Origin of the sequence: Enterococcus sp. C53 (genome assembly GCF_040887425.1) — a bacterium.
GTDB lineage: Bacteria > Bacillota > Bacilli > Lactobacillales > Enterococcaceae > Enterococcus_B > Enterococcus_B hirae.
Window position 1 is genome coordinate 42,394 of record NZ_JBFOFT010000004.1, and the last position, 20,971, is coordinate 63,364.

The 20,971-nt window shown below is 37.7% G+C and carries 18 protein-coding genes; 13 read left to right on the forward strand and 5 right to left on the reverse strand.

Going from position 1 to position 20,971, the window contains the following annotated elements; translation table 11 throughout:
* Positions 1 to 428: 428 nt before the first annotated feature.
* A complete protein-coding gene (gene fabI / locus AB3I42_RS06810) occupies positions 429 to 1,184 on the reverse strand; it encodes an enoyl-ACP reductase FabI (protein ID WP_010719275.1) in 756 nt (251 codons plus the stop codon).
* A gap of 216 nt (positions 1,185 to 1,400) precedes the next feature.
* Between fabI and fabZ the strand changes: the two genes are divergently transcribed.
* Positions 1,401 to 1,841 (forward strand): 3-hydroxyacyl-ACP dehydratase FabZ, encoded by a 441-nt coding sequence (gene fabZ, locus AB3I42_RS06815; RefSeq protein WP_010719274.1) that lies wholly within the window; start codon positions 1,401 to 1,403, stop codon positions 1,839 to 1,841.
* Positions 1,842 to 1,968: 127 nt separating this feature from the next.
* On the opposite strand, the gene AB3I42_RS06820 is transcribed toward fabZ, so the two are convergent.
* Positions 1,969 to 2,727, reverse strand: coding sequence for a peptidylprolyl isomerase (locus AB3I42_RS06820; RefSeq protein WP_010719273.1), 759 nt, complete (start codon positions 2,725 to 2,727; stop codon positions 1,969 to 1,971).
* Between the two features lie 184 nt (positions 2,728 to 2,911).
* On the opposite strand from AB3I42_RS06820, the gene AB3I42_RS06825 reads away from it, so the two are divergent.
* The 3 genes from AB3I42_RS06825 to AB3I42_RS06835 all read left to right on the forward strand — a co-directional run bounded on the left by AB3I42_RS06825 (position 2,912) and on the right by AB3I42_RS06835 (position 7,642).
* A complete protein-coding gene (locus AB3I42_RS06825; protein ID WP_131773152.1) occupies positions 2,912 to 4,006 on the forward strand; it encodes a DUF871 domain-containing protein in 1,095 nt (364 codons plus the stop codon).
* Between the two features lie 342 nt (positions 4,007 to 4,348).
* A complete protein-coding gene (locus tag AB3I42_RS06830; protein ID WP_010737499.1) occupies positions 4,349 to 5,284 on the forward strand; it encodes an alpha/beta hydrolase in 936 nt (311 codons plus the stop codon).
* 354 nt (positions 5,285 to 5,638) lie between these two features.
* Positions 5,639 to 7,642, forward strand: coding sequence for a hypothetical protein (locus tag AB3I42_RS06835; protein WP_368022397.1), 2,004 nt, complete (start codon positions 5,639 to 5,641; stop codon positions 7,640 to 7,642).
* Positions 7,643 to 7,770: 128 nt separating this feature from the next.
* On the opposite strand, the gene gap is transcribed toward AB3I42_RS06835, so the two are convergent.
* Positions 7,771 to 8,781, reverse strand: a complete 1,011-nt coding sequence (gene gap, locus AB3I42_RS06840) for a type I glyceraldehyde-3-phosphate dehydrogenase (protein WP_010719268.1) — start codon at positions 8,779 to 8,781, stop codon at positions 7,771 to 7,773.
* 329 nt (positions 8,782 to 9,110) lie between these two features.
* Here gap and obgE point away from each other — a divergent pair, with 329 nt between their 5' ends.
* From obgE to AB3I42_RS06875, 7 genes are all read left to right on the forward strand, one after another.
* On the forward strand, positions 9,111 to 10,424 hold the full coding sequence (gene obgE, locus AB3I42_RS06845; protein ID WP_010719267.1) for a GTPase ObgE: 1,314 nt from the start codon (positions 9,111 to 9,113) through the stop codon (positions 10,422 to 10,424).
* A 267-nt stretch (positions 10,425 to 10,691) separates the two neighbouring features.
* Positions 10,692 to 11,243 (forward strand): hypothetical protein, encoded by a 552-nt coding sequence (locus tag AB3I42_RS06850; protein ID WP_010737501.1) that lies wholly within the window; start codon positions 10,692 to 10,694, stop codon positions 11,241 to 11,243.
* Positions 11,244 to 11,407: 164 nt separating this feature from the next.
* Positions 11,408 to 12,361, forward strand: coding sequence for a ribonuclease Z (gene rnz, locus AB3I42_RS06855; RefSeq protein ID WP_010737502.1), 954 nt, complete (start codon positions 11,408 to 11,410; stop codon positions 12,359 to 12,361).
* Positions 12,345 to 13,133 carry an SDR family NAD(P)-dependent oxidoreductase gene (locus tag AB3I42_RS06860; protein ID WP_368022398.1) on the forward strand — a complete coding sequence of 263 codons (789 nt, stop codon included), beginning with the start codon at positions 12,345 to 12,347 and terminating at the stop codon, positions 13,131 to 13,133. Before rnz ends, AB3I42_RS06860 begins: the two co-directional genes overlap by 17 nt.
* Before the next feature lie 10 nt (positions 13,134 to 13,143).
* Positions 13,144 to 13,581, forward strand: coding sequence for a lipopolysaccharide assembly LapA domain-containing protein (locus AB3I42_RS06865; RefSeq protein ID WP_010719263.1), 438 nt, complete (start codon positions 13,144 to 13,146; stop codon positions 13,579 to 13,581).
* A 207-nt stretch (positions 13,582 to 13,788) separates the two neighbouring features.
* The gene (gene recJ, locus AB3I42_RS06870; protein WP_181914523.1) at positions 13,789 to 16,086 is read left to right on the forward strand and encodes a single-stranded-DNA-specific exonuclease RecJ; all 2,298 of its coding nucleotides are present in this window, start codon (positions 13,789 to 13,791) and stop codon (positions 16,084 to 16,086) included.
* A 13-nt stretch (positions 16,087 to 16,099) separates the two neighbouring features.
* Positions 16,100 to 16,612: an adenine phosphoribosyltransferase gene (locus AB3I42_RS06875; protein ID WP_010719261.1), complete on the forward strand. Its 513-nt coding sequence runs from the start codon at positions 16,100 to 16,102 to the stop codon at positions 16,610 to 16,612.
* A gap of 275 nt (positions 16,613 to 16,887) precedes the next feature.
* On the opposite strand, the gene AB3I42_RS06880 is transcribed toward AB3I42_RS06875, so the two are convergent.
* The gene (locus tag AB3I42_RS06880) at positions 16,888 to 17,106 is read right to left on the reverse strand and encodes a hypothetical protein (protein ID WP_010719260.1); all 219 of its coding nucleotides are present in this window, start codon (positions 17,104 to 17,106) and stop codon (positions 16,888 to 16,890) included.
* Between the two features lie 507 nt (positions 17,107 to 17,613).
* Entirely contained in the window at positions 17,614 to 18,237 is a 624-nt protein-coding gene (gene lexA, locus AB3I42_RS06885; RefSeq protein ID WP_010719259.1) for a transcriptional repressor LexA, read from the reverse strand.
* 148 nt (positions 18,238 to 18,385) lie between these two features.
* Here lexA and AB3I42_RS06890 point away from each other — a divergent pair, with 148 nt between their 5' ends.
* Positions 18,386 to 18,640: a DUF896 family protein gene (locus AB3I42_RS06890; protein ID WP_010719258.1), complete on the forward strand. Its 255-nt coding sequence runs from the start codon at positions 18,386 to 18,388 to the stop codon at positions 18,638 to 18,640.
* A 98-nt stretch (positions 18,641 to 18,738) separates the two neighbouring features.
* On the forward strand, positions 18,739 to 20,733 hold the full coding sequence (gene tkt / locus AB3I42_RS06895) for a transketolase (RefSeq protein WP_010737506.1): 1,995 nt from the start codon (positions 18,739 to 18,741) through the stop codon (positions 20,731 to 20,733).
* Positions 20,734 to 20,971 lie beyond the last annotated feature (238 nt).

The following is a 20,971-nucleotide window of genomic DNA, read 5'->3' on the forward strand; positions in this document are numbered from 1 at the left end:
GAGATACTACGATTTCTAGGACAGATATAGATGATCTGTCCTAGTTTTTTTATAAAATTAGTTTTACAAGCTTTCTTGCCACATACTACTTTAGAAGAGTTTATCCATCACCAAATAGAAGATACAATTTCACTCATATTAAAATATAAACTATTTATATTTTAACAATCAAATGGCTTGTAATCTGCCACAATAATCTAGATAGGCATATTTCATGCGTATCATCGTCTGGGTCTCATATTTTCTTTAGGGATCAATCAAAATAAGACGACCCAATATTGATAAGCCTATCAATAGTAGGTCGTCGTTTAAAGTTTATTTGAAACCGGTGAGTTCGTTAGTGTTAAACGAATTTTTCCGTTATCTTACTTAAATAAAAAGCGATTCGTGTTGTTTTAAATGGGATGACTAAAGTAAATAGGGTTCTCTTAAGATAAGTGGACACCTTTATCTACATAAACAATGTCGCCAATCATTCCGCTTGATAATGGGCTAATTAAAAAGGCACAGGCATTCCCGACTTCTTCGATCGTCACACCTTGTTGATCTGGTGTACGTGATTCAGATAATTGGATCAATTTTTGGTAATCTTTCACGCCAGTAACCGCTAATGTTTTGATCGCCCCAGCTGAAATACCGTTGACACGAATGCCTTTAGGAGATAGTTCTGCAGCTAAGTAACGGATGGCTGCTTCTAAAGATGCTTTTGCAATTCCCATCATGTTGTAGTTAGGAATAGCGCGTTCTGATCCTAAATAAGACATGCTTACAATTCCGCTGTTATGTGCTAGATACTTTTGTGCATATTTTGTTACAGCGATTAATGAATAGCTACTGATATCTTGCGCTAATTGATAGCCATCACGTGAGATATCGGATACGTTTCCTGATAATTCTTCTTTGTTTGCGTATGCGATCGCGTGTACTAGGCCGTGGATTTCTCCAGCATATTCGCCGATTGCATCCATTGCTTTTTCAATACTTTCATCACTTGATACATCACATTCCACCGTAAAGGCATCTTCGCCGACTAATTTAAGCAATGATTTTTTCATGCGTTCATTTTGATAAGTATAGATGATCTCAGCACCTTGTTTCATCATTGCTTCGGCACAACCCCAAGCAATACTACGCTTATTTGCGACGCCCATAATGACGATTTTCTTTCCTTCTAAAAAAGACATATTGACACTCCTTTGATCTTAAAAAGATTTAATAGGTTGTATAATAAACAATAATTGCAAAATAATAACCTCTTGATTTTCTATTATTAGTCAAAATGCTTTGATTGTCAAACTATTTTTTTTAATAATAAAAAAAGATTGCTAAAAATTTAAGAATATGATACTTTGATAATCAAAGTAATAATCAAGGCAATTAGCCAAAAGAAGGAGTATATTATGTCTTACGTATTATCAGCTACTGAAGTAATGGACTTGATTCCCAATCGTTATCCAATATGCTATATCGATTATGTCGATACCTTAGAACCAGGAAAGAAAATCGTCGCAACGAAAAATGTAACGATCAATGAAGATTTCTTCCAAGGACACTTTCCTGATAATCCAGTAATGCCTGGTGCATTGATTCTAGAAACCTTAGCGCAAGCTGGATCGATTCTGATTTTAAAATCAGAAGAATTTTTAGGCAAAAGAGCGTATATCGGTGGGATTAACAAAGCGAAATTTCGCCAGAAAGTGGTTCCTGGTGACGTGATGAAATGTCATTTTGAAATCACAAAAATGAAGGGTGCAGTAGGGACCGCTTTATCTGCGGCTTATGTCGAGGATAAAAAAGTTTGTGAGTGTGAGTTTACTTTTATTGTGAACAAAGATGCTTAATTGGGTAAAGCGGCTTTTTTTATAAAAGCAGAATTTACAAGGACCCAGTTATCAGTAAAAGCCGAAGAACAGCGAAGGGCAATGGAATACCTTTCGTTATTCTTCGGCTTTTACTTAATGATTCGTCTTATGATTCTTTCGCTTCTTGTAAAATATTGATTTTTTCAATTTTAACCGCTTCTTTTGGTTTATCTGAGGCATCTGTTTCAACCTCTGCGATTTTATCTACAACGTCCATTCCTTCGATGACTTGTCCAAAGACCGTATATTCACCATCTAAACTAGGATAGCCACCATTTTTATACGCATTGATGATTGCTTGAGGGTAATCATCTTTTAATAGTCCGTCATGCATATCATCTGAGTTTTGGACGATAAAAAATTGGCTCCCATTACTGTTAGGATCTTGGGCACGTGCCATGGATAAAGCTCCGCGGATGTTGTAAAGCTGGTTAGATATTTCAGTTTCAAATCCTTTGCCCCAAATACTTTCACCGCCAGTACCATCCCCTTTAGGATCGCCTCCTTGGATCATGAAATCTTTGATCACTCGGTGGAAAGTCAAGCCATCGTAATAGCCATCTTTAGCATGTGTCATAAAATTCTCAACTGCTTTAGGGGCCAATTCAGGGAATAATTTCATTTTGATTGTCCCTTTTGATGTGACCATCTCAACCAGATCTTCATTGGCAGCGACCTCATTGCTCAATTGAGGAAGAGGGAGTGCGTTTAAATCGACACTTTCTTTTGTACTGCTTTCCGTTGTTTTTTCTGTTGAACTTGTTGTTTCAGAAGTGTTTGTTTTTGGTTCACTTTGATTACACCCTGCTGCAAATAGTAGGGTTGCAACCAATCCCATACTTAAAAGAAGTTTTTTTGTTTTCATTTTTGGTTCCTTTCAAAGATAATCAGTTTGTTATCTATAATGATAACAAATAATGATCAATTTACCTATTCTTTTTCTCATAATTTCTTCGTTTATGATCACTTTTCTCAAAGGTGTAGACCATTTAAAGCGCTTTTGTTATAATGTAAGTGGATACAAAAAAGATTTTGGGAGGATTCAACTGATGGGAAAATTAGGTATTTCGATTTATCCGGAACGTTCAACGTTCAAAAAGGACAAAGCATATTTGGATTTAGCACATAAATATGGATTCAAACGTGTATTTACTAGCTTATTACAAATAGAAGATGACAAAGAAAAGGTTTTAGCTGATTTTTCTAAAGTTGTGGAATATGCGAACCAATTAGGAATGGAAGTTATGGTAGATATCAATTCAGCATTATTTGAACAATTAGGGATATCCTATGATGATCTTTCCTTTTTTCATAAGATGGGAGCGTACGGCATCCGTTTAGATATCGGGTTTACGGGAGCTGAAGAAGCAAAAATGACACGTAATCCATACGGTATTAAGATTGAGATCAATATGAGTTCTGGAACTAGTTATGTTGACAACATCATGAGTTATTCTCCGAATACTAATAATTTGTTAGGGTCTCATAATTTTTACCCTCATCGCTATTCTGGTTTGAGTTATGATCATTTTGTGTATTGCTCAGAAAAATTTAGAAATTATAATTTGAATACAATGGCATTCGTTAATTCTCAAACCGCTGATTTCGGACCATGGCCAACGCAAGACGGTTTGTGTTCGCTTGAAGATCATCGAAACTTAGAGATTTCTACACAAGTCAAGCACTTGATGCTGACGGGTTTGATCGATGATATTTCTATCGGCAATGCTTATGCGAGCGAGGAAGAACTAAAAGCGATGGCAGAAGCATTTAATGCAGATTATCCAACATTGAAAGTAGATGTTGAAGAAGATATCACCGAAGATGAACGGATTTGTTTGTTTGATAATCTCCACAGCTATCGTGGTGATCGTTCAGAATATATCCTTCGTTCAACAATGACACGGATCTACTATAAAGATAAACCATTCCCACCACATAATACCCGGGACATGTCTCGCGGGGATGTCTTGATTGATAATGTGGGGTATGACCAATACAAAGGTGAAACTCAAATTGCGCTAAAAGAGATGAAAAATGACGGTCGTGTGAATGTAGTCGGACGTATTTCAGAAGATGAATTGTTCTTATTAGACTTCTTAAAACCGTGGTCAAGTTTTAAAATGATCGAAAATAAAAAATAATGGTTCCTAACTTTTAAACTATTTTTGTTTAAAAGCTAAGAACCATCGGGGAAACTTCAAAGCCGGTTAATTCTACTGGTTTTGAAGTTTTTTTGTAAAAATGATTGAAAAATTGATTAGTCTAAATAATTTGTCAAGATGTTATGTCTCTGAGATAACAAGACTGATCTTGATAGATTAGTTGTGTGAAGATGGTTTTTTTTCAACCATTTATAATGAAATTTGAAGAGAAATGGGTGATGTGGAGCTTTATATTTACTCTTGGAAGGATTGCATCGAATAACTTCTTTGTTTATACTTAATCAAGAATTAGTATTAATAATGGAATAAGGAAGGAAAGCGATGAAACTTTTGACAAAAATAGTAATCGGAATTGCTATTGTCGTGATAGTGGTTCTATTATTTGCAGGCAACTATTTTTATAATTATGCAGTTGTCCCATCAGAAAAGGATTTTTTAGAAAACGATACGCCGGGAACTTCTCAAACAACAAAAGAAAACGAGGCGACAAAGTGGTTCAATCAGAAAGAGAATCGCACTTACTGGCATCTAACATCAACAGATCATTTGAAATTGTCTGCGATCTATCTGCCAGCAGAAAAGAAAAGTGATAAAACAGTTATTGTTGCCCATGGTTATATGGGGAATGCAGAAACAATGGCAAATTATGCAAAAATGTTTCATGATTTAGGCTACAATGTGTTAGTTCCAGATGCTCGAGGCCACGGGCGTAGTGAAGGGGATTATATCGGATTCGGTTGGCCAGAGCGAAAAGATTACGTCCAATGGATCGATAAAATCATAGCAGAAACAGGGCAGTCGCAACAAATCGTGCTTTATGGAGTAAGTATGGGTGCTGCAACTGTGATGATGACGAGCGGTGAGAAGCTACCAAATAACGTGAAAGCGATCATCGAAGACTGTGGGTATTCGTCAGTTGATGAAGAACTTGCATATCAACTAAAAGATATGTTCAACTTACCTTCTTTTCCATTGATCCAAGTGACTAGCTTGATTACAAAAATTCGAGCAGGGTATTTTTTTGGGGAAGCAAGTGCCGTTGATCAATTAACTAAAAATACGAAACCAATGTTATTTATCCATGGTGATGCGGATACATTCGTTCCCTATAATATGTTAGCAAAAGTATATGCTGCAACTAAGGGACCAAAAGAAAAATACGTGGTCAAGGGAGCCGAACACGCAAAAGCGTATCAGGCAGACCCAGAAAAGTATCAGCAAACCGTCAAAGAGTTTTTAGCAAAATATGTCCAATAAGTTGTTTGCTAATAGCTAATACAAAAATAATTTTAGGATTCTAATAGAGAGAACTCATTCTTTTTATTTACCGGCAGTCATCCGTTCACAATAGAAATATGGGTGACTGCTTACATATATAGTTGAGAATTTTACATAAATCAGACAAAAAAACGAACGAAAATCAAGAATAGGCAAAGAGGAACCTTTCTGTCATTATCGAAAAATACATTGTGAAGAATGAAAATAGAGAAAATGAATTTAGGAGCCTTTTTGACATAAAAACGGATATAAAATCGTTTCGTAAAGAAAGCAAATCAACCGCACAAAACGATTTTTATTATAAAAAATGATCTCAAGAAAGGGAGCGAAAAAATGCCACTGGCAAATAAACTAGAACTAGAACAAGCTTTGCGCGCACGATTATTAGTCAATTCAATATCCTCTAAAGATACTAAACATTCAATTGTGAACCGTACAAAACGTTTGTTCAAAAAAAAACCTTCGATTGAAGTAAATAAGCAAGACAAATTTGGAAATTTCAAAATGTATGAACAATTTTTTGATCTTCCAGTTGGAGATATTCGGCATATTCCTGATTTGAATGAGACGAAAGCGATGTTTAAAGAGTATTTGAAAAATTGGAGTCATATGATCAATGTGAGTGACGATCCTAACATAACAAGTTTAGCTGAAGAAAAGGGTCAGTTTACAATGTACGATTCATTCGAACGGAGTAGCGATGCTATCCAAGATACACAAAAAATAGAACAGGAACTTTTACACTTAAGTGGAGATGAAGCTCGTTTTCTCGTATTACCACTCCTAAGTGGGAGACCGTTACATAAAGAGGAAAAAGAGTTGATTAAGGACACCACTGAAAATGAGCCTGTATACACTAGTTTAACAGGAGCAATTATCCAAAATCAAAACAATAAATATCTCGTTACATTGGTAACTTCGAATGACCAAGAGCTCACGATTCGCAAATGCGCAATCGATCAAGACAAAACCAAAGAGTTAGCCAATCTATTGGGCACGCCATTACACTCTAGCCATGAGAATATGACTACACTAGTGGATAAATTTGAGAATCTTAGGAATAAACAAGAAATAAAAGAAACGGCAAAGAATATATCACATTCAAAAAAATTTCATTTCTTACTTCCGCAACTATATTACACTGTTGACTACATTTTTTATGGGAATGCTATTGATCAAATTCATGAGGATGTTCAAAAGAACGGTCAAATACAAGATCAGAAGGGGAAGGCAATTGATGAACAAACGAAGCCCCCAATGGATTACTTCAATCTTACACCAGCAACTCAACAAAATAATCATAAACGTTTGATGAATGAGTTTCATTACGCAGCACTTAAGAGGATGAACCAATTACAATATTCTGAAGATCTTCTTCATTCGATGGTTATTGTACATAATAAAACTGAACAAGTGGAAAATATGGATAAGAATTGGAAAACAAAAATTGAAGATACAATACTCACAACTTCTCAACAAAGAAAATCGCTGTCTAGACAAGATTCAGTAGAAGTAGAAGACAGAGGGATTTACCTAGCTGAGCTGCGGGAACCAAAAGAAATATTTGAGAAAGCAGAAGAACAATTAAAACAGTCAAGAGGGATTGTTCTGCCAAATGAAGTGGCAGCAATTAGCCGTTCACTTCAATATAGTAAGTATTATCAGTTAGAAAAAAATTCGATTGTACAAGAACTCTCTCGATTAATGCCAGGAGATCCAACTTCTTTTCTAGTTACTTCTCATGATATTCAGATCAAGTTGAAGGACAAGGGTCCTCATGAAAAACAGAATCTTGGTTGTGTGATACGGAAAAATACTTTCGGTAACTTTATCGTTTCAGTGGTTGATCCCACAGGTTACTATCAAAAAAGAACGCAAGTAAATGGTCTGTTACCTTGTGTACATGAATTTGAAATTTCTAAATCTAACCTATCAGAACTAGCACAAGCACTCAATAAGAGCAACGATAAGAACAAAAGTGATTTTATCCTTCAAAGGGATTTATCTTTAATTAGCAATGGAGGAAAAGTTACAGATTATATCATTGATCAAAGTGCTTATTTAAAATCAAAACAGGGATTTCATCATTTTTCTGCCGCAGTAGATTTTGTTATTTTTTCAAGTACAATGCAGTTAGGGCGTTATGTTTATATTAATGATCTTAAGAAATTGAGTGGAAAAAATACAGAGTTAGCGAATAATTTAGGAGAAGAAAGAGCATTGAAAATAGCTTATCCGGAACACTTTGTTCAAAAGAAAGTGAAAAAAACACGAGCTAGTAATTCGCAAATAAGGGACGTTTATAAAAATTCTATCTTTGATCAAGAGAGGGAATAAGTTTTACCATCACTCGTTCTTTTTGAACCAGTTTAGAAGAACTAGACAAAGAGACCGTTTGAACCACTCAACGAGTCGTTCAAACGGTCTCTATTTTCTATCTTTGAAAACGTGTGATCTTTTGGTGATTAAAGATTAGCAAATTTTTCCAACAAACGGATCATTTGGCAAGTGAAACCATATTCATTGTCATACCAAGCAACGGTTTTTACGAGTTGGTAATCGCCAGCCGTTGTGACTTCTGTTTGAGTTGGATCGAAAATCGAACCTTGTGTGGTACCGATTACGTCACCAGAGACGATTTGACGATCATCGTAACCAAATGATGGATTGTCTTCGGTATGTTTCTTGATCGCTTCGTTCACTTGTTCAGCGGTCACTTTTGTTTTTAAAATGGAAACTAGTTCTGTTAATGAACCATCCACTACAGGTACTCGTTGTGCGTGACCTTGCAATTTCCCTTGAAGCTCTGGAATAACTAAGCCAATTGCTTTTGCCGCACCTGTTGAGTGAGGGATCGTGTTGTCAGCTGCTGATCGAGCTGCCCGTAAATTTCCACCTTTTACTGGTCCGTCTAATAACATTTGTGTAGAAGTATAAGCATGAACGGTAGTCATAGTCCCCACTTCGATACCAAATTCATTATTTAAGAAATAAGCCATCGGTGCTAAACAGTTTGTCGTACAAGAGCCTGCCGAAATGATTTTATCATTAGCATCTAACGTATCATCATTTACATTGTATACGATAGTTTTCATTGCACCAGCAGGAGCAGAGATCACTACACGTTTTACCCCAGCGTTCAAATGGGCTTGTGCTTTTTCTTCCGAAGTATAAAAACCAGTACATTCCAGTACGATATCGACCCCGTTTTCTTTAACCCAAGGGATTTTACTTGCATCTGGTTCAGCATAGACACGCGTTTCTTCACCATCTACTACGATTGAGTCTTCTGTTGCAGTAACTGTACCGGGATAGGTTCCATGAGTTGAATCAAATTGTAGCAACTGTGCCAACATGGTTGGGCTAGTTAAGTCATTGATTGCTACGACTTCAATATCATCAGATACTTCTTTGATTCGGCGGAAAGCTAAACGTCCAATACGTCCAAATCCGTTAATACCTACTTTTACTGTCATAATCAAAAGTTCCTCCTTTAGTAATATTGAGGGTGCAAACTTCGCATCCTTGATTAATACACTGTCATTTTCCTCCTGTTCACAAAATTTGTCAAAAAAAGATACTTACAAAAGTAAAGTGATAAAATGGTCTGAGAGGTAAAAAGCACTAGGAGATCTTTGAAACAATTTCCTTAAGTAGAATAGAAAAAATGAACAAAACCTGGAAAGTTTAATTGAAACGATAGACAAAATAGCTTTTGACCGATAAAATAAATAAGACTTTTGTTTATTGTGGAAATTCAGGCAGTCAAATGAATAATAGATAATTAAAATAGGAGGACTTAAAGATGTCCATGTTTTTAGATCAAGTAACCATCGATGTGAAGGCCGGTAAAGGCGGCGACGGAATGGTCGCTTTTCGCAGAGAAAAATATGTACCTGATGGAGGACCTGCTGGTGGTGACGGCGGTCGTGGCGGTGACGTCATTTTGATCGTTGATGAAGGTTTACGTACATTAATGGATTTTCGTTTCAATCGCCATTTTAAAGCACAGCCAGGAGAAAACGGAATGAGTAAAGGGATGCACGGTCGGGGTTCAGAAGATACTTATGTAAAAGTCCCTCAAGGAACGACTGTCCGTGATGCTGAAACAGGCGCTTTGTTAGGCGATTTGATTGAAAATGGTCAAACCTTAGTCGTTGCTAAAGGCGGTCGAGGGGGACGAGGAAACATCCGCTTTGCTTCTCCACGAAACCCAGCACCAGAAATTGCAGAAAACGGCGAACCAGGTCAAGAACGCAGAATCGAATTAGAACTAAAAGTCTTGGCTGATGTTGGGCTGGTTGGCTTTCCATCTGTAGGTAAATCAACGCTGCTTTCAGTTATTTCTTCTGCTCGGCCTAAAATCGGCGCGTACCATTTCACGACATTAGTACCAAATCTTGGTATGGTAACAACTAGCGATGGACGCAGTTTTGCAGCAGCGGACCTTCCTGGATTGATTGAAGGAGCTTCTCAAGGTGTTGGCTTAGGAACGCAGTTTTTACGTCATATCGAACGTACTCGTGTTATTTTACATGTGATTGATATGAGTGGGATGGAAGGCAGAGATCCTTACGAAGACTATTTGGCGATCAACCATGAATTGTCTACTTATAATCTTCGTTTATTGGAACGACCTCAAATAATTGTAGCCAATAAAATGGACATGCCAAACGCAGAAGAAAATTTGAAAAAATTCAAAGAGCAGCTTAATAAAGAAAAAACAGATGAATTTGCAGACGATATGCCGATTTTTCCAGTTTCAGGGGTAACAAGAAAAGGCATTGATCCATTGCTGAATGCGACAGCGGATCTTCTAGAAGTAACACCAGAGTTTCCGTTATATGATGAAGAAATCGAAGAAGAAACAGTTCAATATGGATTCAATCCAGAAGGGCCAGAATTTAAAATCGATCGCGATCCTGATGCTACTTGGATCTTATCAGGAGAAAAAATTGAGAAACTATTCCAAATGACGAATTTCGATCACGATGAAACTGTTATGCGTTTTGCTCGTCAGTTGAGAGGAATGGGCGTTGACGAAGCTTTACGTGCCCGTGGAGCAAAAGATGGCGATCTAGTGAGAATCGGTGAATTTGAATTTGAGTTTGTCGAATAAGATTACGCATGCTCATGAAAAGAGCCCATGTTAACACTCAATATCAACAAAGCGTCAAACCAGAAAAATGGTTTGGCGCTTTTTTGGTTTAAGCAATGGTAGGATTTGTCTTTTGGTAAAAATTTTTAAGCTATCACCAATAGTATTCAGAAAGATTTTTTAATAGGAAAAATTTATATTTCTTATGTGTTATTTATTAAAGGGTTTTTCCTTTTGTTTTTTTAAAATAAAAGTTAGAATAAAGAAAATGAATAGAGGAGTGTTTTTATGAGCAAACGAGTGATTATTTTGAATTTCCCTGTAGAGAGTCAAGCTTACCAAGCATTTTCTGAAATCAAACGATTACACGCTTCTCGTGCCATCAAGGGTGAACAAATGGCAGTGATTAGTCACGATCCTAATGGAACGCATCAATTCAAAATAGAGGATTTTTTGGATTTTACTGGAAACAATAAATCTTCAAAAGGTGGTTTAATCGGAATGTTAGTCGGTGTCTTGGGAGGCCCACTAGGGATTCTTTTAGGCTGGTTTGCTGGCGGGATGATCGGTGCTACGCAGGATGCCAAGGAAATCCAAGATGCTCAGACAGTTTTTGATTTTGTGGGCAATAAAATTGGCGAAGGAGCAACCGGTTTGATTTTGATTGCTGAAGAAGAAGATAATCGTCCTTTGAACCAATTAGTCATGATGGATTTAGGTGGCGAAATTACTCGCTTAGATTATGAAGAGGTCGAAGAAGACGTCCACGCTGCCAAAGAAGTCGAAAAACAAACACAAGAAACGGCACGGAAATCGTGGAAAGACAAACATCCTCAATAAAGAAACGAACAGAATAAAGAAAGAGAAACGCGTGAAAAAGGCGTTTTTCTTTTTTTAGTACCAATAAAAATGCAATTATTTAGGAAGCAATACGGACTTTCGGTTGATTATCCGACACATTTCCCATAAAATTAATAGTGAGTTTAAAGAAAGTCAGGTAGATTATGGAATTACAATTTTTAGGAACTGGTGCAGGGGTACCTGCCAAACATCGAAACGTTACCAGTATTGCATTAAAACTTTTGGATGAAAGAAATGAAGTCTGGTTATTTGACTGTGGTGAAGGAACGCAAATGCAAATCTTACGTACCAACATTCGTCCAAGAAAGATTGAAAAGATATTTATTACTCACTTACATGGTGACCATATCTTTGGGTTGCCAGGCTTGTTAAGCAGTCGTTCATTCCAAGGGGGAGATACGCCCCTGGAAATCTACGGACCAAAAGGAATCGAAACATTTGTCAAAACTTCGTTAGCTGTTTCGCAAACACGTTTAGGCTATCCGTTGAAATTCATCGAGTTAGTTGAAGATCAGCCGATTTTTCAAGATCAGCATTTTTCTGTCTATACTAAAAAATTAGATCATGGAATTGCCAGCTATGGCTTTCGGGTTGTGGAACATGACCATAAAGGAGAGCTTCAAGTTGAAAAATTACAAGAACTGAATATTCCGGCTGGACCAATATATGGAAAGTTGAAAAAAGGAGAATCTGTTCAATTACCTGATGGAAGGGTTGTGGATGGGAAGCAGTTTGTGGGACCAGACAAAAAAGGGCGGATCGTTACGATTTTAGGTGATACGAGGAAGACAGCAAATTCAGTCGTGTTGGCCCAAGACTGTGATGTTTTGGTTCATGAAAGTACGTTTAACAAAAATGAAGCCAAGCTGGCAAAGAACTACTTCCATTCGACGACTTATCAAGCGGCTGAAGTAGCTAAAGAAGCAGCAGCGAAAAGTTTGTTATTAACCCATATCAGTGCGCGCTATTTAGGAAAAGCTGCGCAAGAGCTAGAAGAAGAGGCACGTGAGGTCTTTGCAAATACAAGGATCATGAAAGATTTTGATACTGTCGATATTCCATTTCGTGAGGAGGAAAAGAATGAATTTAGAAAATAAAGTTGTCTTAGTTACCGGTAGTTCTGGTGGATTGGGCGCTCAAATCTGTTATGAAGCTGCAAAAAAAGGTGCTATCGTCATTGCTTGTGCTCGACGCAACCAATTGATTGATGAGGTTAAAGCAGAATGTCAGAGATTAAGCGGAAAGGAAGCCTATGCTTTTCCAGTAGATGTGAGTGATCCTGACAGCGTCGATCGGCTCTATGAACAAGTGATGCAAACAGTCGGACGTGTAGATGTGTTAGTCAATAATGCCGGCTTTGGCATTTTTGAAGATTTTTTAACTTTCGATTTAGGAAAAGCTTACGATATGTTTGAAGTAAATGTACTAGGTATGATGGTCTTAACCCAAAAATTTGCGATTGATATGTCTGAAAGAAGGCAAGGACATATCATCAATATCGCTTCAATGGCTGGGAAAATGGCGACGGCGAAATCAACGATCTATTCAGCAACAAAATTTGCTGTCTTAGGCTTTTCTAATGCCTTACGATTAGAATTAAGACCACTTGGAGTGGCAGTCACTACGGTGAATCCAGGACCGGTTGCTACTGAATTTTTTGATAAAGCTGATCCTACCGGCAGTTATTTAGAAAAAGTTAGTCAACTTGTTTTAGAACCGGAGAAACTAGCAAAAACAATTGTACGAACAATGGAACATCCAAAGCGTGAAGTGAATCGTCCTGTCCTTCTTGAAATAGCGGCTAAATTTTACACTCTCTTTCCGACTATTGGCGACTACCTCGCAAGTGGGATTTTTAATAAAAAGTAGGTGAAAGAGTATGAAAAAACAAAGTAGTGTGATTATTGGATTTTTGCTTGTCTTGATTATTGTCGTATTTGCTGTATTAAACAACAGAAATGTTCCTGTTAACTTTGGGATTGCTTCATTTTCTGCACCATTGATTTTAGTTATCATTGGTTCGGCGATTATTGGTGCATTGATTGTTTTTGTTACTGCATCAACCACTTTATGGCAACAGAAAAAACAAATCAAACAATTAAAGCAGGAACTATCAGATTATCAAGAGAATCTTGATAAGAAAATTGCTGAAGCAAAGGAAGAACAACAACGAACATTCCGAAATGAACGAGCAGAATTAGAAGCTGCTTATCAGGCAGAATTACAAGCAACGAAAAAACAACTACAACAAGCACAGTCGTCAACATCTGATACGCAGAAAATTTCAGCAAAGCAAAGCTATAATTATTTTGACTAAAGTTTCATGAACGAGACCAAAATAAAAGATGGCAGGAACCATTGTCATATTTGGCTGAGAAGTTAAAGGCTGAGTTTCGGGTTTGTCAAATGGTCTTCAAAAAGTGAGTAACGACTTTTTGAAGACCATTTTAATGTGTTTGTGGCTATCTTTCTTCTTTTTTTTAAACTTTTCGTTTGCTATAATAACTAGGTTAGGGGTGAGCAAGTGAGACAAGCAATTTATGATTGGCAATTAAGTGAATCAGAACCGACTGAAATGTTTCTTCAAAGTATAAAGCAAGAGAATCTATCGCCTTTTATTGGCAAATTACTTTGGCAACGAGGCTATCGTGATGTAGAGAAAGTAAAAGAATTTTTGAATCCCAAACATCAAGAATTGCATGATCCTTACTTAATGCATGACATGGATAAAGCCATCAGTCGAATCCAAGAAGCGGTGATCAATGGTGAAAAAATAGTCGTTTATGGTGACTACGATGCAGATGGGATTACAAGTACGACAGTGATGAAAGAAACATTGGAGCTACTCGGCGCCAATGTCGAAACATTTTTACCCAATCGTTTTATCCATGGCTATGGACCAAACAAAGCCGTTTATCAAGAAAAAATTGATGCAGGTGCGCAATTGATCATTACAGTGGACAATGGTGTGGCTGGTCACGATGCCGTAGCTTATGCGCAACAAGCAGGTGTTGATGTAATCATCACAGATCACCATGAAATGCCCAGTGAATTACCTGAAGCCTACGCTATCGTGCATCCACGACATCCACAAGGGAATTATCCGTTTCCTGATCTAGCAGGTGTCGGAGTAGCTTTTAAAGTGGCAACAGCATTATTAGAAGAACCTCCTGCTGAATTTTTAGATTTAGTGGCGATTGGAACGATTGCAGACTTGGTATCAATGACAGGCGAAAATCGCACACTTGTTGCTTTAGGGTTAGATACGATCAAAGAAACCGAACGGATCGGTTTACAAGCTTTATTTAATGAAAGTGGCGTCTCTATGAAAGAAGCAGATGAAACGACCATCGGCTTTTCAATTGCCCCTCGGCTCAACGCGATTGGCCGAATGGGTGATCCTAATCCAGCTGTCGAGATGCTAGCTACCTTTGATGAGGAAGCGGCACTCACGTATGCCAAAAAACTCAACACGATCAATGAAGAAAGAAAAGCAGTCGTTGAAAAAATTACCCAAGAAGCATTGGAAATGATTGATGAAACGAATCAGATCCACCTTCTTGCCCATCCTGGGTGGCATGAGGGAGTGTTGGGGATCGTAGCTGGTAAGCTGATGAATGCCACTGGTAAACCGACGATCGTCTTAACGATCAAAGAAGATGGTACAGCGAAAGGATCTGGCCGAAGTATCGAAGCCCTGAATCTATATGAAATGTTAGATGCGATGCGTGACTTATTTACTTTCTTTGGAGGACACCATGCTGCTGTAGGGTTAACGATGCCTAGTGATAATCTTCAAGAACTACAAAAACGAATGAATCAGTATGTTTCCGAACAAAAAATTGATTTGACAAAAGGCGCAGCTTTACCGATCGACGAAGTCCTTACACCCAAAGATGTAACCATTGAATTGCTTAATGAATTAAAGTTACTTGCACCATATGGTACAGACAATGCGGTACCTCACTTTCTGTTTCGCCAAATCTTGGCTGAAAATGTGAAAAGAATTGGTACGAGTCAGCAACATTTGAAGTTAACATTGATGGAAGAAGCTAGTCCGTTAGATGCGGTAGCATTTGGTTTTGGCGACCAAGAAGCTGAGCTGTTAAATAATCCAGTGGATATCGTTGGGAAATTAGCTATCAATGAATGGAACGGTCGGAAAAAACCGCAATTGCTGGTATCAGACTTTGTTGTTGATGGATTTCAAATTTTTGATTGGCGTTCAAAGAGATACCGTCAGTTAACGAAAGTTGATCCACAAACATTGTATCTTGCGTTTGATCGCTCTTCTTTAAAAGAAATCTCTGGACTGGCTACAGACAATGTCCACGTGTTCGAAAGTGGGGAACATATCAAGCAGTTGATCCACGATAATTCATATCATTCCTTGCTGGTAGTTGATTGTCCAAATGATTTAGAAATATTAAAAGAAATCCTTGCCTTTGGTTCTTTCGATCGAATGTACTTATTAGGGATTTCTTATGAAGAAGCTTATTTGAATGGAGTTGGTTCAAGAGAACAATATGCCAAATTGTTCAAACTGATCCATACACAAGAAAAAATAGATATTCGCTATAAATTAGGCTCAATTGCTCAATATCTAAAAATACCACAAAAATTATTAATTTTTATGATTCAGGTGTTTTTTGAATTGAAATTTGTTACAATAGAAGATGGCGTTTTGCAAAAGATCGCTAATCCCAAAAGTCATCCGTTGACTGATAGCGTGCGTTATCAGCAACGAATAAAAAAAATCAAAGTAGAGGAATTCTTATTGTTAAGTGATATTCCCTCTATTAAAAAAAGGTTAACAACCTAGGAGGAGACAAATAGTGGATTTAAAAAAATATATTGCAAGTATTCCTGATTATCCAGCAAAAGGAATTATTTTTCGTGACATCTCGCCCCTTATGGCTGATGGAGATGCCTACAGAGAAGCAACGAAACAGATCGTAGATTATGCGAAAGAAAAAAGAATCGATATGGTTGTAGGACCAGAAGCGCGAGGATTCATCGTTGGCTGTCCTGTAGCTTACGAATTAGGAGTTGGATTTGCACCTGTACGTAAAAAAGGGAAGTTGCCTCGTGAAACGATCGAAGTAACTTACGGACTGGAATACGGTACAGATACATTGACACTCCATAAAGACGCGATCCAACCTGGACAAAGAGTCTTGATTTGTGATGACTTATTGGCTACAGGGGGAACGATCAAAGCAACGATCGAATTAGTAGAAAAATTGGGCGGTGTCGTTGTTGGCTGTGCTTTCTTGATCGAACTAATGGACTTAGATGGTCGTGAAAAAATCGAAGGATATGATATGATCACCTTGATGGAATATTAAACGATTTTTTGCTTAATAAACATTAAAAATAAATGTAAAAAGAAGTGGGACGTTAATCAGATTTTTTCTGACTAATTGTCCCACTCTCTTTTTTGTCAAGCAATCCCAAGTACGCTTGCTCACTATTTTTAGTTTGTGCAGGTGTATTTGTAAAAGTAGTCAATTGTTTTTTGATGGGGGGGAACAATCGACTACTTTTTTGTGCATGAGCCGTTTTCTGACTCTTACATATGTGTTTTTTTATTTCGTTATTCAGGATTCTTTATGGGTCAAGATCAAGAGTGTCTCGATCGATAATAGGAGTCTGGATAAAAAGTGTCATCATGAATCCGACGCCGTTCAGACTGACGGTATTTCTTTTCATCCCACAACATAAACCATAAAGCAAACAACGGAACAAAGATCAACAATGCTGTACGCATACCAAAATTACCAATAATAATGCCTAAAAATAATACCATTAATACTAAGCCAAGACGTCTCATTGATTTCATGATTTCTCACCTCATTATTTTATGCGAACAAAAGTTCGTATAATTAGTATACGAACTTTTGTTCGTTTTGTAAAGAGGGAAGAACAAAAAAGATCGAAATCTATGTGTGTAATACTCAGAATTTTTTTAAACCAGCACAGGTCATTTGCTTATTTACCGTATTCAAAGCAGTTAGCTGTATTTGATCTAAATCATGCCGCAGATCATGGTAGGTAAATGACGATTGTAGTGGTACCAAATGAAAAAAATCGAAATGGAAATACGACAAAGATCGACAAAAAAGTAGGAGATCGGTGCATTTTATTTAAGGAGTGAGGAAAGCACAAGAGAAAAAACTCAGGCCGTTTATGGACACTTAATCATCGTTTATCCATCTTAATGCCCATTAAAGAACCCGAGACACTTTGCCCCGGGTTTTTCAGTCTTTATTGATAGATATAGCAGTTACTGCAAATAAATGAGTATGCGAGTAAGACCTTCACTTAAGTCTAGTAAAAAAAATCGTCTTTAATAGATATGACTGCGGTAGAGCCCAACGACTCGACCTAAAATAGAGACTTGATCTAAAATGATCGGTTCAAGAAGATCGTTTTCCGGTTGTAAACGAAAATGATTTTTTTCTTTATAGAATCGTTTACAAGTCGCTTCATCTTCGGCGGTCATTGCAATCACGATATCCCCGTTTTGGGCAGTTTCTTGTTTACGGACAATTACATTATCTCCGTCTAAAATTCCTGCATTGATCATACTTTCTCCGCGGATCGTCAACATGAACAAGCTTCCATCTTCAGAAGAAAGGTTAGGAGGGATCGGAAAGAAATCGGACGCATCTTCAACTGCTAAAATCGGTTCACCTGCAGTGACCACACCAAGCACTGGAATCGTGGAAGGTTTTACCCCTATTTTGGCTAATCCTTGTTTTGTTAATTCGATTGCACGTGGTTTCGTAGGATCACGTTGAATAAATCCTTTTTTTTCCAATCGTGCAAGATGACCGTGAACTGTGGAGGTAGAAGAAAGCTGAACCGCTTCTCCGATCTCCCGAACAGTTGGTGGGTAGCCTTTTTGGGAAACTTGCTCGTGGATATATCGTAAGACTTCGATTTGTCTGGTTTCGGTTTGTCGGGCCACAGAGTACACCTTCTTTCAATTAATAATTAAATAGTACCACATAAAACTACTTCTTTCAAACAAATGTTCGTATTTAAAATATTTTATACTAGTTGTTTTTTTCGTGATTTTTATATAATATGAAGTAGAGTAAAAAGGAGGACTTGCTATGTTATCACCGGAAAAAATTACCCGCATCAACGAACTGGCCCAAAAAAAGAAAACAGAAGGCTTAACAGCTGACGAAGAAAAAGAACAATTGGCGTTAAGAGAAGAGTATCTGTCTGCTTTTCGTTCTGGGATGCGACACCATATCGAAGGGATGAAAATCGTTGATCCAGAAGGTAACGATGTCACTCCAGAAAAATTGAAAGAAATCCAACGTGAAAAAGGCTTACATCGTCGAGGAAATAAGTTTCAGTAATAATTACTAAAAAACATTGCTTTTTCTAGACGTATCTAATAAAATTAGTAAGTAAGAAATAAAGGTAAAAAAAACCTAAATTAATAGGAGGGGTTATTTTGTTCGACAAAATCGACCAACTTGGCGTTAACACGATCCGTACATTAAGTATTGAAGCAGTTCAAAAGGCAAATTCTGGACACCCAGGGTTACCAATGGGGGCAGCCCCAATGGCATATGCACTCTGGACGAAACATTTGAAAGTGAACCCAACGACTTCAAAAAATTGGGTTGACCGTGACCGTTTTGTCTTATCCGCAGGACATGGTTCGGCAATGTTATACAGCTTACTACATTTATCAGGTTATCAAGTCACAATCGATGACTTAAAACAATTCCGTCAATGGGATTCAAAAACACCTGGACATCCAGAGGTCAATCATACTGACGGAGTAGAAGCAACAACTGGACCGTTAGGACAAGGAATCGCTATGGCTGTAGGTATGGCAATGGCAGAAGCTCACTTGGCAGCAACATATAACAGAGAAAACTTCAAAGTGGTAGATCACTATACTTATTCTCTTTGTGGCGACGGCGACTTGATGGAAGGCGTTTCGCAAGAAGCAAGTTCAATGGCTGCTCACATGAAATTAGGTAAATTGATCGTATTGTATGATTCAAATGATATTTCATTAGATGGTCCTACTTCAAAAGCTTTCACTGAAAATGTAGGAGCTCGTTATGAAGCTTATGGCTGGCAACATATTTTGGTTAAAGATGGGAATGATTTGGAAGCCATCAATCAAGCGATCGAAGAAGCAAAAGCTGAAACTGAAAAACCAACATTGATCGAAGTCAAAACAGTGATCGGCTACGGAGCTCCTAAAGAAGGAACTTCTGCTGTCCATGGGGCACCAATTGGCGATGATGGAATTAAAATGGCTAAAGGAGTGTATGGTTGGGAGTATCCTGATTTCACAGTTCCAGAAGAAGTAGCTGAAAGATTCCACCAAACAATGGTTGAAGAAGGGCAAAAAGCTGAAAATGAATGGAAAGAAATGTTTGAAAACTATAAACATGCTTATCCAGAATTAGCTCAACAATTTGAAGATGCGTTTGCTGGAAAACTTCCAGCTGACTGGGATGCTGAATTACCTTCTTATGAAGTAGGCGAAAGTCAAGCTAGCCGGGTTTCAAGCAAAGAAGTGATTCAAGAGTTATCAAAAGCAATCCCAAGTTTCTGGGGCGGATCAGCGGACTTATCAGGTTCGAATAATACGATGGTCACTGCGGACAAAGACTTTACTCCAGAACATTATGAAGGTCGTAATATTTGGTTTGGCGTTCGTGAGTTTGCGATGGCAGCTGCGATGAACGGTATCCAGCTTCATGGCGGAACTCGTATCTATGGCGGTACATTCTTTGTTTTCGTTGATTACTTACGTCCAGCAGTCCGTTTAGCAGCTATTCAAAATACACCGGTCATCTACGTGTTGACACATGATTCAGTGGCGGTTGGTGAAGATGGACCAACACATGAGCCAATCGAACAATTAGCGTCTGTAAGATGTATGCCAGGTGTTCACGTGATTCGTCCAGCCGATGGGAATGAAACACGCGCTGCTTGGAAAGTAGCAATGGAATCGACTGATACACCAACGATCTTGGTTTTAAGTCGTCAAAATCTTCCAGTTCTGCCATCAACGAAAGAAGTGGCAGACGAAATGGTGAAAAAAGGAGCTTATGTACTATCACCAGCTCAAGGAGAAACACCAGAAGGTATCTTGATCGCGACTGGTTCTGAAGTGGATCTAGCAGTCAAAGCACAAAAAGAATTGGCAGCAGCTGGAAAAGATGTTTCAGTCGTTTCAATGCCAAGTTTCGATTTATTTGAAAAACAATCTGCAGAATACAAAGAAAGCGTCTTACCAAAAGCCGTAACAAAACGAGTAGCTATTGAAGCAGCAGCTTCATTTGGTTGGGAACGCTATGTTGGGACAGAAGGAACAACTATCACGATCGATCATTTTGGTGCTTCTGCTCCAGGAAATAAAATTCTTGAAGAATTTGGTTTCACTGTGGAAAATGTTGTAGCAACTTTCAACCAATTATAAAATGAGTTAAAGAAGTTTTACGACAAACGTTTAAGAACATCTGAAAAAAGGAGACTATTTTCAGATGTTCTTTTTTTTGTAGTAGAAAATTAGAATAATGATTCGTGTTTAATATTACTTAATGTTTCTTTAACATTACGTTCGTGTTACAAAAAGAAAAATAGTAAAGATTGATTTGAGTTTCCCATAAATTAAAAGTATAATTTAATTAATTAAGATTGTTTAAAGATGGAAACTT

Excerpts from the sequence above, each read along its gene's own strand:
- AB3I42_RS06820 (WP_010719273.1), bottom strand. The coding sequence starts at position 2,727 with ATGAAAACAAAAAAACTTCTTTTAAGTATGGGATTGGTTGCAACCCTA.
- AB3I42_RS06890 (WP_010719258.1), top strand. The coding sequence starts at position 18,386 with ATGTTATCACCGGAAAAAATTACCCGCATCAACGAACTGGCCCAAAAA.
- fabZ (WP_010719274.1), top strand. The coding sequence starts at position 1,401 with ATGTCTTACGTATTATCAGCTACTGAAGTAATGGACTTGATTCCCAAT.
- AB3I42_RS06860 (WP_368022398.1), top strand. The coding sequence starts at position 12,345 with ATGAATTTAGAAAATAAAGTTGTCTTAGTTACCGGTAGTTCTGGTGGA.
- AB3I42_RS06830 (WP_010737499.1), top strand. The coding sequence starts at position 4,349 with ATGAAACTTTTGACAAAAATAGTAATCGGAATTGCTATTGTCGTGATA.
- obgE (WP_010719267.1), top strand. The coding sequence starts at position 9,111 with ATGTCCATGTTTTTAGATCAAGTAACCATCGATGTGAAGGCCGGTAAA.
- gap (WP_010719268.1), bottom strand. The coding sequence starts at position 8,781 with ATGACAGTAAAAGTAGGTATTAACGGATTTGGACGTATTGGACGTTTA.
- fabI (WP_010719275.1), bottom strand. The coding sequence starts at position 1,184 with ATGTCTTTTTTAGAAGGAAAGAAAATCGTCATTATGGGCGTCGCAAAT.
- AB3I42_RS06880 (WP_010719260.1), bottom strand. The coding sequence starts at position 17,106 with ATGAAATCAATGAGACGTCTTGGCTTAGTATTAATGGTATTATTTTTA.
- AB3I42_RS06865 (WP_010719263.1), top strand. The coding sequence starts at position 13,144 with ATGAAAAAACAAAGTAGTGTGATTATTGGATTTTTGCTTGTCTTGATT.
- AB3I42_RS06825 (WP_131773152.1), top strand. The coding sequence starts at position 2,912 with ATGGGAAAATTAGGTATTTCGATTTATCCGGAACGTTCAACGTTCAAA.
- rnz (WP_010737502.1), top strand. The coding sequence starts at position 11,408 with ATGGAATTACAATTTTTAGGAACTGGTGCAGGGGTACCTGCCAAACAT.
- AB3I42_RS06835 (WP_368022397.1), top strand. The coding sequence starts at position 5,639 with ATGCCACTGGCAAATAAACTAGAACTAGAACAAGCTTTGCGCGCACGA.
- AB3I42_RS06850 (WP_010737501.1), top strand. The coding sequence starts at position 10,692 with ATGAGCAAACGAGTGATTATTTTGAATTTCCCTGTAGAGAGTCAAGCT.